General features: G+C 70.3%; 12 protein-coding genes and 1 tRNA gene. 6 read left to right on the top strand and 7 right to left on the bottom strand.

Annotated features, from left to right (window positions below):
- Positions 1 to 65 precede the first annotated feature (65 nt).
- Positions 66 to 1,109 (top strand): AI-2E family transporter, encoded by a 1,044-nt coding sequence (locus OS889_RS02060; protein ID WP_372386838.1) that lies wholly within the window; start codon positions 66 to 68, stop codon positions 1,107 to 1,109.
- A gap of 5 nt (positions 1,110 to 1,114) precedes the next feature.
- On the opposite strand, the gene OS889_RS02055 is transcribed toward OS889_RS02060, so the two are convergent.
- From OS889_RS02055 to OS889_RS02045, 3 genes are all read right to left on the bottom strand, one after another.
- Entirely contained in the window at positions 1,115 to 3,646 is a 2,532-nt protein-coding gene (locus tag OS889_RS02055) for a DEAD/DEAH box helicase (RefSeq protein WP_372386836.1), read from the bottom strand.
- A 114-nt stretch (positions 3,647 to 3,760) separates the two neighbouring features.
- A complete protein-coding gene (locus tag OS889_RS02050; RefSeq protein WP_372386834.1) occupies positions 3,761 to 3,934 on the bottom strand; it encodes a hypothetical protein in 174 nt (57 codons plus the stop codon).
- An 89-nt stretch (positions 3,935 to 4,023) separates the two neighbouring features.
- Positions 4,024 to 4,263, bottom strand: a complete 240-nt coding sequence (locus tag OS889_RS02045) for a ferredoxin (RefSeq protein WP_372386833.1) — start codon at positions 4,261 to 4,263, stop codon at positions 4,024 to 4,026.
- A gap of 116 nt (positions 4,264 to 4,379) precedes the next feature.
- On the opposite strand from OS889_RS02045, the gene OS889_RS02040 reads away from it, so the two are divergent.
- Both OS889_RS02040 and cgi121 read left to right on the top strand, forming a co-directional pair.
- On the top strand, positions 4,380 to 6,866 hold the full coding sequence (locus OS889_RS02040; RefSeq protein WP_372386831.1) for an ATP-dependent DNA helicase: 2,487 nt from the start codon (positions 4,380 to 4,382) through the stop codon (positions 6,864 to 6,866).
- Between the two features lie 13 nt (positions 6,867 to 6,879).
- The gene (gene cgi121 / locus OS889_RS02035; protein WP_372386829.1) at positions 6,880 to 7,374 is read left to right on the top strand and encodes a KEOPS complex subunit Cgi121; all 495 of its coding nucleotides are present in this window, start codon (positions 6,880 to 6,882) and stop codon (positions 7,372 to 7,374) included.
- 92 nt (positions 7,375 to 7,466) lie between these two features.
- Here the strand turns inward: cgi121 and OS889_RS02030 are convergent.
- Positions 7,467 to 7,539, bottom strand: a tRNA-Gln gene (locus tag OS889_RS02030).
- A gap of 85 nt (positions 7,540 to 7,624) precedes the next feature.
- Positions 7,625 to 8,566, bottom strand: a complete 942-nt coding sequence (locus OS889_RS02025; protein ID WP_372386827.1) for a CPBP family intramembrane glutamic endopeptidase — start codon at positions 8,564 to 8,566, stop codon at positions 7,625 to 7,627.
- A 162-nt stretch (positions 8,567 to 8,728) separates the two neighbouring features.
- Between OS889_RS02025 and OS889_RS02020 the strand changes: the two genes are divergently transcribed.
- Together OS889_RS02020 and OS889_RS02015 are read left to right on the top strand one after the other, a co-directional pair.
- On the top strand, positions 8,729 to 9,310 hold the full coding sequence (locus tag OS889_RS02020; RefSeq protein ID WP_372386826.1) for an IMP cyclohydrolase: 582 nt from the start codon (positions 8,729 to 8,731) through the stop codon (positions 9,308 to 9,310).
- A gap of 131 nt (positions 9,311 to 9,441) precedes the next feature.
- Positions 9,442 to 10,101, top strand: coding sequence for a metallophosphoesterase family protein (locus tag OS889_RS02015; RefSeq protein ID WP_372386824.1), 660 nt, complete (start codon positions 9,442 to 9,444; stop codon positions 10,099 to 10,101).
- Between the two features lie 37 nt (positions 10,102 to 10,138).
- Here the strand turns inward: OS889_RS02015 and OS889_RS02010 are convergent, their stop codons facing one another.
- On the bottom strand, positions 10,139 to 11,317 hold the full coding sequence (locus OS889_RS02010) for an aspartate kinase (RefSeq protein ID WP_372386822.1): 1,179 nt from the start codon (positions 11,315 to 11,317) through the stop codon (positions 10,139 to 10,141).
- 214 nt (positions 11,318 to 11,531) lie between these two features.
- Between OS889_RS02010 and OS889_RS02005 the strand changes: the two genes are divergently transcribed.
- Positions 11,532 to 11,975: a hypothetical protein gene (locus OS889_RS02005; protein WP_372386820.1), complete on the top strand. Its 444-nt coding sequence runs from the start codon at positions 11,532 to 11,534 to the stop codon at positions 11,973 to 11,975.
- 18 nt (positions 11,976 to 11,993) lie between these two features.
- On the opposite strand, the gene OS889_RS02000 is transcribed toward OS889_RS02005, so the two are convergent.
- On the bottom strand, positions 11,994 to 13,688 hold the full coding sequence (locus OS889_RS02000; RefSeq protein WP_372386818.1) for a DNA-directed DNA polymerase II small subunit: 1,695 nt from the start codon (positions 13,686 to 13,688) through the stop codon (positions 11,994 to 11,996).
- Positions 13,689 to 13,715: the final 27 nt, after the last annotated feature.

Genomic DNA, 13,715 nt, shown 5'->3' with positions numbered 1-13,715 from the left:
ACCCAGTCCCGGCCGGCCCCGCTCCCGTAGCAACGTTCATCATCCCGCGCCCTGAGGCCCGAGGTATGTCACAGCATCGTCGGTACGCGCTCGGGGGCCTGTTCGTCGCCGCCGGCGCGCTCGCGGCCGCCCTCCTGGCGTCGGTCCTCGGGACGGTCTTCTTCGCCGTCACCGTCGCGTACCTCCTGTGGCCGCTCCGCCAGGAGATCGTCGATCGGGGGCAGTCCCGCCGGGTCGCGAGTGCCGGCACGACCGCGGCGGCGTTCCTGGCGACGCTGCTGCTCCTCGCGCCGCTGGCGGTCGTGGCGTACCTCCGCTTCGACTCCTTCGTCGCCGTGATCGGCCTGCTCCCGGCGGAGATCGATATTTCGGTCCTGGGGTTCGAGTACCTCCTCACGCTGGAGTCGCTCACCGACCTCGCGGTCGTCGTCGTCGAGCGCGCCGCCCGCCGCGCCGCGACGGCCGCGCCCGTCCTGCTCGTGAAGGTCACGCTGTTCGTCTTCCTCGTCTACTCGCTGCTGTTCTACGGCGAGGACGCCCACCGCGCGGCGCTGGCGCTCGTGCCCCCGACCTACCGCGACGCCGCCCGGTCGCTCAACCGCCGCGCCCGCGACACGCTGTTCGCGATCTACGTCCTCCAGGCGGTCACCGCGCTCGGCACGTTCGTCCTCGCCGTCCCGGTCTTCTTCGCGCTCGGCTACGACGCGGTCGTGACGCTCGCGACCATCGCCGCCGTCCTCCAGTTCATCCCGATCGTCGGCCCGAGCGTCCTCTTGGCCGGGCTGGCGGCCTACCACGTCGCGCTCGGCCAGCCGGTCCAGGCGGCGCTCGTCTTCCTCGTCGGCGGCTTCGTCGTCGCGTGGCTCCCGGACGTGCTCATCCGCCCCCGACTCGCCCGCGAGACGGCGCGGATCCCGGGGAGCCTCTACTTCGTGGGGTTCTTCGGCGGCGCGCTCACCCTCGGCGCGCTCGGCGTCGTCGCCGGCCCGCTGGCTGTCGCGCTGTTCGTCGAGTCGGCGTCGCTGCTCTCCGCGGAGCTGAATCCGGCGGAACTGAGCCCGGCGGAGTCGGCCGATTCCGAGTCCGGCCCCGCGGGCGACGAGGGCTGAGCCCGCTACTCGTAGTCGCTGCCGACGACCTCGCGGATCCGCTCGGCCGTCACCTCGCCGACGCCGTCGACCTCCCGGAGGTCGTCCTCGCGCGCGGTCATCACGCCCTCGACGGTCCCGAACTCCTGTAGGAGCGACTGGGCGGTCACGGGGCCGATGTCGGCGATCGACGAGACGACGTACTCCTGCTGTTCGGCGAGCGTCTTCGCGCTCTTCTCGCCGTGGACGCTCACCGTCCGGTCGCGCTCGCCCTGCTCGCGCTCGGCGATCGTCAGGAGGAGTTCGGCGGTGTCGTCCTCGTCTCTGGTCCGGAGGACGCTCACGTCGAAATCGACCGCCAGCGACGCGAGCGCGCCCCGGATCGCGCCGGGGTGGACGTTCCGCTCCTCGTAGAGGCCGTCGCCCTCGACGATCAACACGGGACGTGCGTACGCGCGGGCGAGGTCGCCGATCTGCTCGAACAGCGAGCGCTCGCCGTCCAAGAGGGTGTCGAGGAAGTCGCTGACGGACTTCCGCTCGACCGCGACGCGATCGGAGAGGACGTAGTCGCCGACCGCCAGCGTCTCCAGGCGGGTGCGGACGCCGTCGCGCTTCGAGAGGTCCTTCGCGATCGCGGCGTCGAGCTCGCGCTGGTCGACGACGATCTCGGTCTCGTCGGCGTCGTCGCCGGCGGTCGCGACGATTCCCTCCGAGTCGTCGGATTTGTCGGACTCGTCGGCTTCGTCGTCGCCGGCCTCGCCGTCGACGTTCTCGTCTCCCCGCGCCCGCTCGATCTCCTCGTCGGTGGCGCCGAAGTCCGTCAGCCCCGCCTGGCCGTCGGTCTGAGCGCCCGCGGCCGATTCGGTGCCGCCGTCGCTTTCGGCGGCGTCCGCCGCGGATCCGCCGCTCGGCTCGGCGTCCGTCGTCGATCCGCCGTTCGCGTCTTCCGGCTCGCCCTCGGCCGCACTCTCGTACGCGTCCAGCGCCCCCTGCGGCGGATTGAGTTCGGACTCGATGTCGCCCGCGACGCTCTTGAGCTCCCGGAGTTCGGACTCCATCTCCTTCTCGCGCCGGCGCGAGATCCAGAAGTACGCCTCGTCGCGGGTGTCTTCGGCCAGGAGCACGACGACCCGGCCCTCGGCCTGCCGACCGGTCCGACCCTTCCGCTGGATCGACCGGATCGCGGTCGGCACCGGCTCGAAGAAGCACACGAGATCGACTTCGGGGACGTCCAGGCCCTCCTCGGCGACCGAGGTCGAGACGAGCACCTCGAACTCTCCGTTTCGGAACGCGTCGAGGGTCTCCTGTTGCTCCTTCTGGGTCATCCCCTCGGAGCTCTCCTTGTCGCCCTGGCCGACGAACTTCTCCACCGCGAACGACGCCGAGAGGAACTCCGTCAGCGCTTCGGCGGTGTCGCGGGACTCCGTGAAGACGATCACGCGCTCGCCGCCCTCGATGCCGAGCGTCTGGGCCAGCAGGATCCTCGCACGCGAGAACTTCGGGTGCGTCCCGTCGAAGGACTCCGCGAGCTTCATCGCCTCTCGCACTCGGGGCTCGGCGACGAGCCGCTGGCTCGCCTTCGACGCGCCCGACGAGCGCGCGGCGTTGCGCTGGCGCTCGAAGTACCTGCGGACGGACTCGACCGACTGGGTCTCGACGAGCTCGACCGCCCGCCGGAGCTTCATCACCTCCGCGTGGGTGGACATCCCCTTGTACCCCTCCGACTTGTCGGCGTTCATCAGCTCCTGGAGCTTCCCGCGCATCTGATTCAGCTGCTTTTGGGAGACGTCGGGCTGGGTCGTGTTCGTCACCCCCAGCTGCTTCAGCTTCTGGAGGCGGTCCTTGATCACCTCGTTGAGGGCGTCTCTGATCTGCAGGATCTCGTCGGGGAGCTCGATCCGCTCCCACTCGACGGAGGTGTCGTGGGTGTACTCGTCGACGTCGGCGTCGTCTTCGGTCATCACCTCGACCTCGGTGATCCCGAGGTTCCGACACACCGTCAGGATCGCGTCCTCGTCCCCGCCGGGGGAGGCGCTCATCCCGGTCACGAGCGGCGTTTCGGCGTCTTCGTGGTAGCGCTCGGCGATGTAAACGTAGGCGTAGTCGCCGGTCGCGCGGTGGCACTCGTCGAAGGTGAGGTGGGTGACCTCCGCGAGGGAGATCCGGCTGCCGACGAGGTCGTTCTCGACGACCTGCGGCGTCGCGACGACGACCCGCGCGTCGTCCCAGGCCTCGGCCCGGTCGTCGGGGCTGATCTCGCCGGTGAAGACGACGATCTCCTCGTCGGGGATCGCGAGCGCCTCGCGGTAGAACTCCGCGTGCTGCTGGACGAGCGGCTTCGTGGGCGCGAGAAAGAGCGCCGTGCCGCCGTGCTCGTCGAGCCGGTCGGCCGTCACGAGCAGGCTCACCGTCGTCTTGCCGAGCCCGGTCGGGAGACAGACGAGGGTGTGGGCGTTCCGCGCGGTGCCCGCGAGTTCGAGCTGGTACCGGCGCCGCTCGATGAACCCGGGGTTCAGGAGGGGGTGATCGACGTACGCGGGGTCGTCGGTGGCCGCCATCACGCCCGATTGGGCGCGGTCGCTGTTAAGGGTTCGCCGGCGGGAGTGAAAGTGAAAAGCGACGTCTCGGGGCCGATAGCTACCCGGATCGCGGACCGAGCGATCGGTCGGGGATCACCGATCCGCGTCCGACCCGAACTCGTAGCCGAACGCGTCGGCGGCCTCGCCGCCCCGGACGGCGTCCGACCGACCGTTCGCGTCGTCGGCGTCCTCTACGGAGTCCGGCAGGGAGGCGCCGACGAGGTCCGCCCACTCCGAGAGGTTCCCATCGCGACTTCGGTGGCTCATAGTTCCCTCAAATGGAGTAACTCTCCAGCATCGTATATAACGATTGTGCTGGTCCGGTACCGCGGCGGCCCGTTCGCCCGCGGCCGGCCTCACACCACCTGCTCGTCGCCGTCGTACAGCTCGATCGCGTCGACGGGACACGCCCGGGCGGCGAACTCCGCGTCCAGCTCCGCGTCGTCGGGGACCTCCAGCTCGAAGACGTCGTCGTCGACCTCGTCGGCGCCGGCGAGGTCGGCCTTCCCCGTGTCGAGGTTCTTCTCGAAGGCGTCCCACTCGTCGACGCACTGGAACATCCCGATGCACGTGTCCCGGTCGAAGCGGATCTTCATACCTCCCGTTCGGCGACGGGACACATATCCCTGACGACGCCTCTGGGTATGGCACCGGAGACGTCGGCCGATCGGTCTCCGACAATTTAAACGCGAGAACGGCGTAGCCGGGGTAGATGCACCCGGCGGACGTGCCCGAACTGCCAGCGGGGGTCGCCGACCACCTCCGCGAGGAAGGGATCGAGGAGCTGTACCCGCCCCAGGCCGAGGCCGTCGAGGCCGGCGTGACCCGCGGCGAGAGCCTCGTCGCCGCCGTCCCGACCGCCTCGGGCAAGACGCTGATCGCGGAGCTCGCGATGCTTTCGAGCGTCGCCCGCGGGGGGAAAGCGCTCTACATCGTCCCCCTCCGCGCGCTCGCCTCAGAGAAGAAGGTCGAGTTCGAGCGCTGGGAAGCGTACGGCTTCGACGTCGGCGTCTCGACGGGCAACTACGACTCCGACGGCGAGTGGCTCGCCTCCCGCGACATCGTCGTCGCGACCTCCGAGAAGGTCGACTCCCTGGTCCGCAACGGCGCGGGCTGGATCGACGACCTGACCTGCGTCGTCGCCGACGAGGTCCACCTCGTCGACGACGCCGAGCGCGGCCCCACCCTGGAGGTCACGCTCGGGAAACTGCGGACGCTGAACCCCGGCCTCCAGATCGTCGCCCTCTCGGCCACTGTCGGCAACGCCGACGTCGTCGCCGAGTGGCTCGACGCCGAGCTCGTCGAGTCGGCGTGGCGGCCGATCGACCTCCGGATGGGCGTCCACTACGGGAACGCGATCACCTTCGACGACGGGAGCCAGCGCGAGGTCCCCGTCGGCTCCGGCGAACGCCCCACGGCCGCGCTCGTCGACGACGCCCTGGCCGGGGACGACGGCGCCGACGGCGACGACCAGGGCTCCTCGCTCGTGTTCGTGAACTCCCGGCGGAACGCCGAGGCGGCGGCAAAGCGCCTCAAGGACGTCACGGCGACCCACCTCACCGACGACGAGCGCGGCCGACTCGCCGAGCTCGCGACCGAGATCAGGGACGTCTCCGACGCCGAAACGAGCGACACGCTCGCGGACTGCGTCGCGAAGGGCGCGGCGTTCCACCACGCCGGCCTCGCGCCCGAGCACCGCTCGCTCGTCGAGGAGGCCTTCCGCGACCGCCTCGTCAAGTGCGTGTCGGCGACGCCGACGCTCGCCGCCGGCGTCAACACGCCCAGCCGGCGGGTGATCGTCCGCGACTGGCGGCGCTACGACGGCGAGTTCGGCGGGATGAAGCCGCTCGACGTCCTCGAAGTCCACCAGATGATGGGTCGGGCCGGCCGGCCGGGCTTGGATCCCTACGGCGAGGCCGTCCTGCTCGCGAAGAATTCGGAGACCAGAGACGAGCTGTTCGAGCGGTACATCTGGGCCGATCCCGAGCCCGTCCGCTCGAAGCTCGCCGCCGAGCCCGCGCTGCGGACGCACGCGCTCGCGACGGTCGCGTCCGGCTTCGCCCACACCCGGGACGAACTGCTGGAGTTCCTGGACCGGACGCTCTATGCGACCCAGACCGACGAGTCGGGTCGCCTGGAGCGAGTGACCGACGACGTCCTCGCGTACCTCGACCGCAACGGCTTCATAGAGCGCGAGGACGGCACGCTCACTGCGACGGGCATCGGCCACACGGTCTCGCAACTGTACCTGGATCCGATGACCGCCGCCGAGATCATCGACGGCCTGGAGTGGGCCGACGCCAACCGCGGCGAGATGGTGCGGGCGCTCGGGGACGGCGGCTCGGCACGCTCGGCGTCCGAAGGCGAAGACGCCGCGGCCGACTCGGGCTTCCAGCGGGCCAGCGAACTGGCGTCGGGATCGGCCGAAGAGTCGAGCGACGACGCAGACGCCGACGCGGCCGGCGACTCCGCCGACGACTCGGACATCACCTACCCGACGGCGCTCGGGCTCTTCCACCTCGTCTCGCGCACGCCGGATATGTACCAGCTCTACCTGAAATCCGGCGACCGCGAGGAGTACACCGAGGTCTGCTACGAGCGCGAGGCCGAGCTGTTGGGGCGGACGCCCTCCGAGTACGAGGACGTCCGCTTCGAGGAGTGGCTCTCGGCGCTGAAGACGGCGCGGATGCTCGAAGACTGGGCCAGGGAGGTCGACGAGGACCGGATCACGGAGCGCTACGGCGTCGGCCCCGGCGACATCCGCGGCAAGGTCGAGACCGCCGAGTGGCTGCTGGGCGCGGCCGAACGGCTCGCGGGCGAGGTCGGACTCCCCGCCGTCCCGGTCCGCGAGGTCAAAAAGCGCGTCCAGTACGGCGTCCGCGAGGACCTGCTCGATCTGGCGGGCGTCCGCAACGTCGGCCGCAAGCGCGCCCGCCGGCTCTACGAGGCCGGGGTCGAGACCCGCGCGGACCTCCGCGAGGCCGATAAGTCGACGGTCCTCCGCGCCCTCCGCGGCCGCCGGAAGACCGCCGAGCGCATCCTCGAAAACGTGGGCCGGCAGGATCCCTCGATGGACGACGTCTCCGAGGGTGCGGGCGACGCGTCGACGTCCCTCGATCCGTCGTCGACGTCCCCGACCGACTCGGACGACGCCGACGGCGACCCGGAAGCGCAGTCCAGCCTGGGTGATTTCGGATGAGCGGGAGGGAGCGATGAGGCTCGTCGAGGGCGTCGTCGCCGTCGACGACGTCGACGCGTTCGTCGCCGCGCTGGCCGACGTCGCCGGCGACACGGGCGCGACGGTCCAGGCGTTCGACGCCCGCTACGTCGTGAGCCGCCGCCACCTCGAACGCGCGGTGGAGCTGGCCGACAGGGCGATCGAACGCGGCGAGAACGTCGCCCGCGACCGCGCCGTCGAGATCCTGCTGTACGCCGCGGGACGTCGACAGATCACCGACGCGCTCGAACTCGGCGTCGACGAGGGGCCGAACCGCGCCGTCATCCTCGTCGACGGCGGCGACGAGACGGAGGCGGCGGAGGCGGTCCGCTCGCGGATCCTCGACCGCTCCGAGCCGACGCTCGGCGACTACGACCCCGACCGCGTCCGCGAGTTCTTCGGGATCACCGACGCGGAACTTGACGCCGTCGACGGCGACGTCGAGGCGCTGGTCCTCGAACGGGTGGCGCTGTTGGTCGTCGAGAAGTAGCGCTCCCGACCCGAGCGAACCCTCCAACCCCTTCGTTTCAGGTGGAGATTGCGGCGGTCGGATGTCGCTATCGGGCACGAGGATACGAGAAGTAGTCCCACCAGGATTCGAACCTGGGTCGAAGCCCCCAGAAGGCTTCAGGATTGGCCACTACCCCATGGGACTGCGCAACCGTTCGTAGCCCGTGGCTCCATATGAGTGTTGCGAAGTCGGGTCCCGCGGGCGGCGAACCCCGGCCTCGACGGGGTGTTCACCCCCGCGTCGACCCGTCGGACTCGGAGCGCTCGCCGCCGAGAGCCGACCGCGACAACTCGGGAGTACCGACGGCCGCCAGCGCCGCCGTCGCGAGCCCGAAGGCCGCGATGCCGCCGAGGCCGACGGGACTCGCCACCAGTTCGTCGAGGAGCGTCGTCTCCGCAGCCGCGTAGGCGGTGACGATCCCCGCGGCGGCGTTGAAGACGCCGTGGAAGGCGGCCGCGGCCAGCACCGACCGCGCCCGGAGGCAGACGTAGGTGTAGAGCGGCGAGAACGCCACCGTCGCGGCCGTCATCGCGAGGACGCCGACCAGCGGGAACGACGGGTAGTTGTAGCCGTCGAGGATCACCGGCGCGTGCCAGAGCCCCCAGCAGACGCCGATCAGGGCGCTCGCCCGCCAGAACCCCAGCGGCGCGAGCTCCCAGAGCAGATAGCCCCGCCAGCCCGCCTCCTCGCCCAGCGCGAAGGCCGCGTTGACGGTCATTCCGAGTCCGAGGACCAGGCCGGCGACCGCGACGACCCCGACGGCTCCGGACGGGAGTCCGATGCCGGGCGTCGGATCCGCCGTCGGGTCGAACGCCACCCCGGGCATCGCCACCGCCACCCCGAGCGCGACGACGACGAGCGCGAGGGCCGCCACCGCGGCGGCGAGGTACCAGCGGAGGCGGCCGATCCGCCCGCCGATCTCGTCGAGCGAGACGTCGCTCCGGAGCATCGTGACCGCGGCGGCGACGAGGGGCGTGAACATATACACCGGTGCGACGGCGACGAGCCGGACGCTCGCGACGCGGGCGGCGACGACGAAGCCGACCACGAGCGCGAGGAGCGTGCCGAAGAACGTCGCGAGCCGCGAGGTGTCGATCGCTGCGGGGACCGATTCGGTCGTCGTATCGGCGGTGCCGCCGCCGGTCGGTTCGGTGGATGGTGCGGAGGGCATCGGTTCGAACCGTTGACAGGCGGAGTCAAGAATGTTGGTGCCATCGGCGGCGCAGGCGGCAGAGGCGGTACCGGCGGCGTTCGCGGAGGCCGGTCGCCGTCCGACCAGCGCTTTCGTGTACATTCCATCACCTATTTACCGGCCTCTTGACCACGTTCGTGTATGTACATCGGACGGTTCGTGATCGTCGCGCCCGACTTCGGCGCCTACCGCGTCTCCTCCCGCTCGTTCCCCAACCGCCGGATCGCAGACCGGGACGGCACGCTCACAGTCGGCCCGACGCCCGACACGCCGGAGAACGACAACCCCTACGTTTCCTACAACTGCGTCCGCGAGGGCGGCGACGCGGTCGTCGTCGGCAACGGCTCCCACGTCGATCCGATCGCCGAGAAGCTCGACCTCGGCTACCCCGCTCGCGACGCGCTCGCGACCGCCCTCTTGGCGCTCGACTACGAGAAGGACGACTACGACACCCCGCGCGTCGCGGGCGTCGTCGGCGACGATTCCTACGTCGGCATCGTCCGCCGGGACGCGCTCGTCGTCGAATCGGTCGCCGAGCCGACCCTCGTCGCCACCTACGAGGAGGACGAGCCGACCCCCATCGACTTCGCCGGCGACGCCTCGGAGGACCCCGCCGAGATCGCCCGGCGCGCCTACGACCTCGACTACGAACACGCCGTCTGCGCCGCGGGCGTCACCTACGACGGCGGCGACGTCGCCGTCGGCTTCCACAACGGCGACTGACGGGACGCCCCGGGGATTTCCCGAGACCCCGCCCGGGACGCCTGCGCGGACCGGGCTCGGGCGCGCTCTGCCGCCGCCGTCCCGCCGCCGGCGGACCCACCCTTTTGCCGCTTCCTCTCGTACGCTCGCGTATGCAGGTCGCGGTCATCTCCGACGTCCACGCGAACAAAGTCGCGCTCGATGCGGTCTTCGAGGACCTCCCGCCGGTCGACGCCGTCGTCTGCGCGGGCGACGTCGTCGGCTACAACCCCTGGCCCGCCGAATGCGTCGCGACCGTCCGCGAGCGGGCGATCCCGACGGTGATGGGCAACCACGACCGCGCGGTCGCCTCGGGCACGGCGTTCCGCTTCAACTCGATGGCGGCCGCCGGTGTCGACTACGCCCGCGAGGAGCTCGACGACGACGCGCTCGCGTGGCTCGCGGACCTCCCCGACGACCGGACGGTCCTCGATGACCGAATAAAACTCGTCCACGGCCACCCGGACGATCCCGACCGCTACACCTACCCCGAGGAGTTCTCGGCGCGGATGCTCGGGTCCGAAGACGTCCTCGTGACCGGCCACACCCACGTCCAGGGCCACGAGGTCTTCGACGAGGGGATCGTGATGAACCCCGGTAGCGTCGGACAGCCCCGCGACGGCGACCCGCGGGCGGCGTACGCGCTCGTCGATCTCGACGACCTCGCGGTCGAGGAGCGGCGCGTCGAGTACGACGTCGACCGCGTGGCGGACGCCGTCACGGAGGCGGGGCTCCCGGACCGGATCGGCGAACGGCTCTACGAGGGGCGGTGAGCACGCGCGGCGGCAGGTCGCGCGGCTGGGAATCGCGTCAGAACTCCTCTTGGACGATTTCGAGCGTCTCTTCCCTGTCGTCCCACGCGACGAAGATCGCCACCGACGTCGCGGAGGTGATCACGTCGTGGATGTTGATGCCGGCCTCGGAGATCGGCTGGACGATGTCGAGGATGACGCCCGGCCGGTTCGGCAGTTCGCCGCCCGTCACGCGGATGACGGCGACGTCGTCGTCGACCGTCACCGACGAGAGCGTCTGGTCGTCGACGACCTTCGAGTGCAGGAGGTTCTCGGCCTCCTCGGCGCGATCCTCGCCGACGTAGAACGTGATCGAGTCCATCCCGGAGGCGACGGCGTCGATGTTGATGTCGGCGTTCCGGAGCGCCTGCGAGAGGTCCGCGAGGATGCCCGGGCTGTTCCGGATCGCCCGGCCGGCGACGGTGAGACACGCCAGCGGCTCGTCCTGCATGTCGATGAGGTTCTCGAACTCGCCCTCGATGAGCGTCCCGCCGGTGAGGAGGTCGCCGTGCTGGTAGTGGACGACCCGGACGTCGAGGCCGCCGTGCTTGTAGGTCAGCGCCGACGGCGCGACCACCTCGGCGCCGCGGAACGAGAGGTTCCGGAGCTCGTCGACGGTGATCCGGCCGACGTTGCGCGCGCCCTCGACGACGTGGGGGTCGCCGGTCATCACGCCCTCGACGTCGGTCACGATCACGACCTCGTCGGCATCCATATACCGGCCGAGCATCACGGCCGTGGTGTCCGAGCCGCCGCGGCCGAGCGTGGTGATCTCGCCCTCGTGGTTCTGTGCGAGAAAGCCCGTGACGACCGGGACGACGCCGTCGAGGTCCTCGGCGAGGGCGGCCGCGCGGCGCTGTGTCTCCTCGACGTCGACCTCGCCGAGGTCGTTCGTGATGACCGGCCACTCGTCGGAGCCGGGCTCGACGAACATCGCGTCGACGCCGCGCGCCGCGAGCGCGGCCTTGAGCATCCGGACGCTGGTCCGCTCGCCCATCGAGACGATCTCCGCGCGGTCGCGGTCGTCGGCCTCGAACTCGATCTCGTCGAGGAGGTCGTCGGTCGTGCTCCCCATCGCGCTCGCGACGACGGCGATCTCGTGGCCCTCCTCGACGGCGGCGGCGATGGAGTCGGCGGCGCGGTTGATCCGGTCGCCGCTCCCCAGCGAGGTGCCGCCGAACTTCGCGACTACGCGCACGGTCGGTCCTCCCCTGCTCGGCCCTGGAACTGCGAGTGGTGCGTTGTCATTGTCGAGGGATTGCGTGGGGTAGTGTAAAATCTTGTCTCCCGGCCCAACGGTTGCCGAATTTCTGTCCTCCTACACGTTCGGCCCGACTCCCTCGGCACACCGCGGCCTCGCCGCGGTTCGGTCCGCGGCGTCCGTTTAAGTTCCTCCGGCCGAATATCGAGGTATGGACGTCACGATCCGGGACGCCGTCGAAGCCGACGCCGAGACGCTCGGATCCATCGTGGACCTCCCCGCGGACGCGCTCCGGAACGTCGTCCACGACCGGACGGTCCGCCTCGCGGTCGCCGACGAGTCGGCGGCGGGACCGAACGCGGACGTCGCCGAGGGCAACGAGGAGGCCGTCCTCGGGTTCGTCGCCTTCGACGTCCGCGACGGCACGGTCCACGTGACCCAGCTGGCCGGCGACGAGGGGGTCGCAGAGCGACTGCTCGCCGAGCCGATCCGCTTCGCCGTCAACGAGGGATTCGACGTCGAGTACGTGGTCACCCGCTCGGACGAGGACGCCGAGGCCGCCGCCAGGGCCGCCGGCTTCGACCCCGTCGGGCCGGGACCGCGGTTCGACGGCGAGCCGACGACCCGGTATCGGTTCCGCCCCGACGGCGACTGACGGGACACCACCGGTCGACTATGAGAACTTCCGCACGGTCATGTCCAGCGTGTCGAGGTCGAGGATCGGCGCGTAGCCCACGTCTGGGTCGATGTTGACGGACTTCTGGAAGTCGGTCTGGGCCTGCCAGCAGCCGGAGTTGACGGCCAGGACGTTGTGGTACTTCCCCCAGCCGAGCTTGTGGACGTGGCCGGTGTGGAAGACGTCCGGGACCTCCTCCATCACAAGGTAGTCCTTCTCCTCGGGCGCGAGCCGGGTCTTCCCGCCGAACTGCGGCGCGACGTGGCGCTTCTTCAGGAGCTGGTACATCGCCTTGTGCGGGTCGTCGTAGCTGGCCTTCTCCTCGGGCAGTTCGGCGATCACCTCGTCGAGGGAGACGCCGTGGTACATCTGGATCTTCACGCCCTCGACGGTCACCAAGGAGGGATTACCCGTGATCCGGGCGTCGTGGGCGGTCATGATGTCCCGCAGGCGCTCGTCGAAGCCGGGCTGGGGCTCGGCGAGCCGGACGGCGTCGTGGTTCCCGGGGATCATCAGGATCTCGATGTCGCCGGGGACGTCCTTGAGGTGCTCCGAGAAGGCCTCGTACTGCTCGTAGATGTCGACGATGTCGAGTTCCTCGTCCTGGCCGGGGTAGACGCCGACGCCCTCGACCATGTCGCCCGCGATGAGGAGGTACTCCACGCGCGCGGCCTCCTCGGTGTGGAGCCAGTCGGCGAAGCGGCCCCAGGCGTCGGCCTCGAACTCCTCGCTGCCGACGTGGACGTCCGAGATCAGCGCGGCCTGGACCTCACGGTCGGCGGTGTTCGGCGAGTACGTCCGGGGGACGTCCGGGAAGTACAGCGAGTCGACGAACATGATCCCCGCGTCGTCCGAGAGCGTCCCCCCGACGGCGATGCACTCGTCTAAGAGGAGCTCGTCGACGAGGCCGGCGAAGTCGCGGTCCTTCATCACCAGACACGGGAAGGTCCCCGTGGTGTCTTCGAGCTCGACGAGCCAGTGGCCGCTCTTCGTCGACCGGATGTCGTTGACGAGGCCGATCATCGCCGCGTCGCTGCCGCCGTTCATCGACTGGATCGCCTCGGCGGGGCGGTGGTTCACCCGCCCCCGGAGCTGCTTGGAGAGCTTCTCGTAGCGGTCCCGGAACACCTTCACGAAGTCCCCGTACTCGCCCGTGCCAGTGCTCTGGCCCGTGATGTCGCCGCTCACCTCCAGCGAACGGAGCGACGGGTCGACCGTCCGGCCCGCGGCGTCTGCGGCGCTCGGCGCGTTCCCGGTGTCGGCAGCGCCCGTCGCACCGGACGCACCGGTGTCGGCGGCGCTCGTCGCATCCGACCCACCGGTGTCATCGGTCGGCCCGACCGCGCTCCCGTCCCGTGCCGCCGATTCCATCTCCTCAGAAACCTCTGCTTCTACTGGACTATTTTCCGAATCGATATCTGACTCTGTCTGTCGATTTTCGTCTTCGATTCCACCAGAAGTAGAGGGGTGTTCTGGATCCGGAGACGGCGCGGCCGCGGTCCCGTCGACGAGCGCCGCCCGGACGTCCTCGGCCGTGATCCGGAGCGCGTCGTCGTCGGCCGCGTCGACGACCCGTTCGAGCGCGCGCGCCGGGTCGTCGGCGCCCGCGATGAGAGTCACCGCCGTCTGTTCGGCGTTGTAGCCGCGCCCGGCGAGCTCCCGAACGATCCGCACCGGCGTCTCCAGAGGCACACCCGGAGAACGCGGTTGCGGAAGAAA

The sequence above is a fragment of the Halobellus sp. MBLA0158 genome, assembly GCF_041477585.1.
Lineage (GTDB): Archaea > Halobacteriota > Halobacteria > Halobacteriales > Haloferacaceae > Haloquadratum > Haloquadratum rubicundus.
Note: the sequence above shows the minus strand (reverse complement) of the source record. Positions and strands in the feature narration are given on the sequence as shown.

Bases quoted from the DNA above. Each gene is read 5' to 3' on its own strand.
- OS889_RS02045 (WP_372386833.1), bottom strand. From the start codon at position 4,263: ATGAAGATCCGCTTCGACCGGGACACGTGCATCGGGATGTTCCAGTGC.
- OS889_RS02020 (WP_372386826.1), top strand. From the start codon at position 8,729: ATGTACATCGGACGGTTCGTGATCGTCGCGCCCGACTTCGGCGCCTAC.
- OS889_RS02015 (WP_372386824.1), top strand. From the start codon at position 9,442: ATGCAGGTCGCGGTCATCTCCGACGTCCACGCGAACAAAGTCGCGCTC.
- OS889_RS02060 (WP_372386838.1), top strand. From the start codon at position 66: ATGTCACAGCATCGTCGGTACGCGCTCGGGGGCCTGTTCGTCGCCGCC.
- OS889_RS02005 (WP_372386820.1), top strand. From the start codon at position 11,532: ATGGACGTCACGATCCGGGACGCCGTCGAAGCCGACGCCGAGACGCTC.
- OS889_RS02050 (WP_372386834.1), bottom strand. From the start codon at position 3,934: ATGAGCCACCGAAGTCGCGATGGGAACCTCTCGGAGTGGGCGGACCTC.
- OS889_RS02055 (WP_372386836.1), bottom strand. From the start codon at position 3,646: ATGGCGGCCACCGACGACCCCGCGTACGTCGATCACCCCCTCCTGAAC.
- OS889_RS02025 (WP_372386827.1), bottom strand. From the start codon at position 8,566: ATGCCCTCCGCACCATCCACCGAACCGACCGGCGGCGGCACCGCCGAT.
- cgi121 (WP_372386829.1), top strand. From the start codon at position 6,880: ATGAGGCTCGTCGAGGGCGTCGTCGCCGTCGACGACGTCGACGCGTTC.
- OS889_RS02040 (WP_372386831.1), top strand. From the start codon at position 4,380: ATGCACCCGGCGGACGTGCCCGAACTGCCAGCGGGGGTCGCCGACCAC.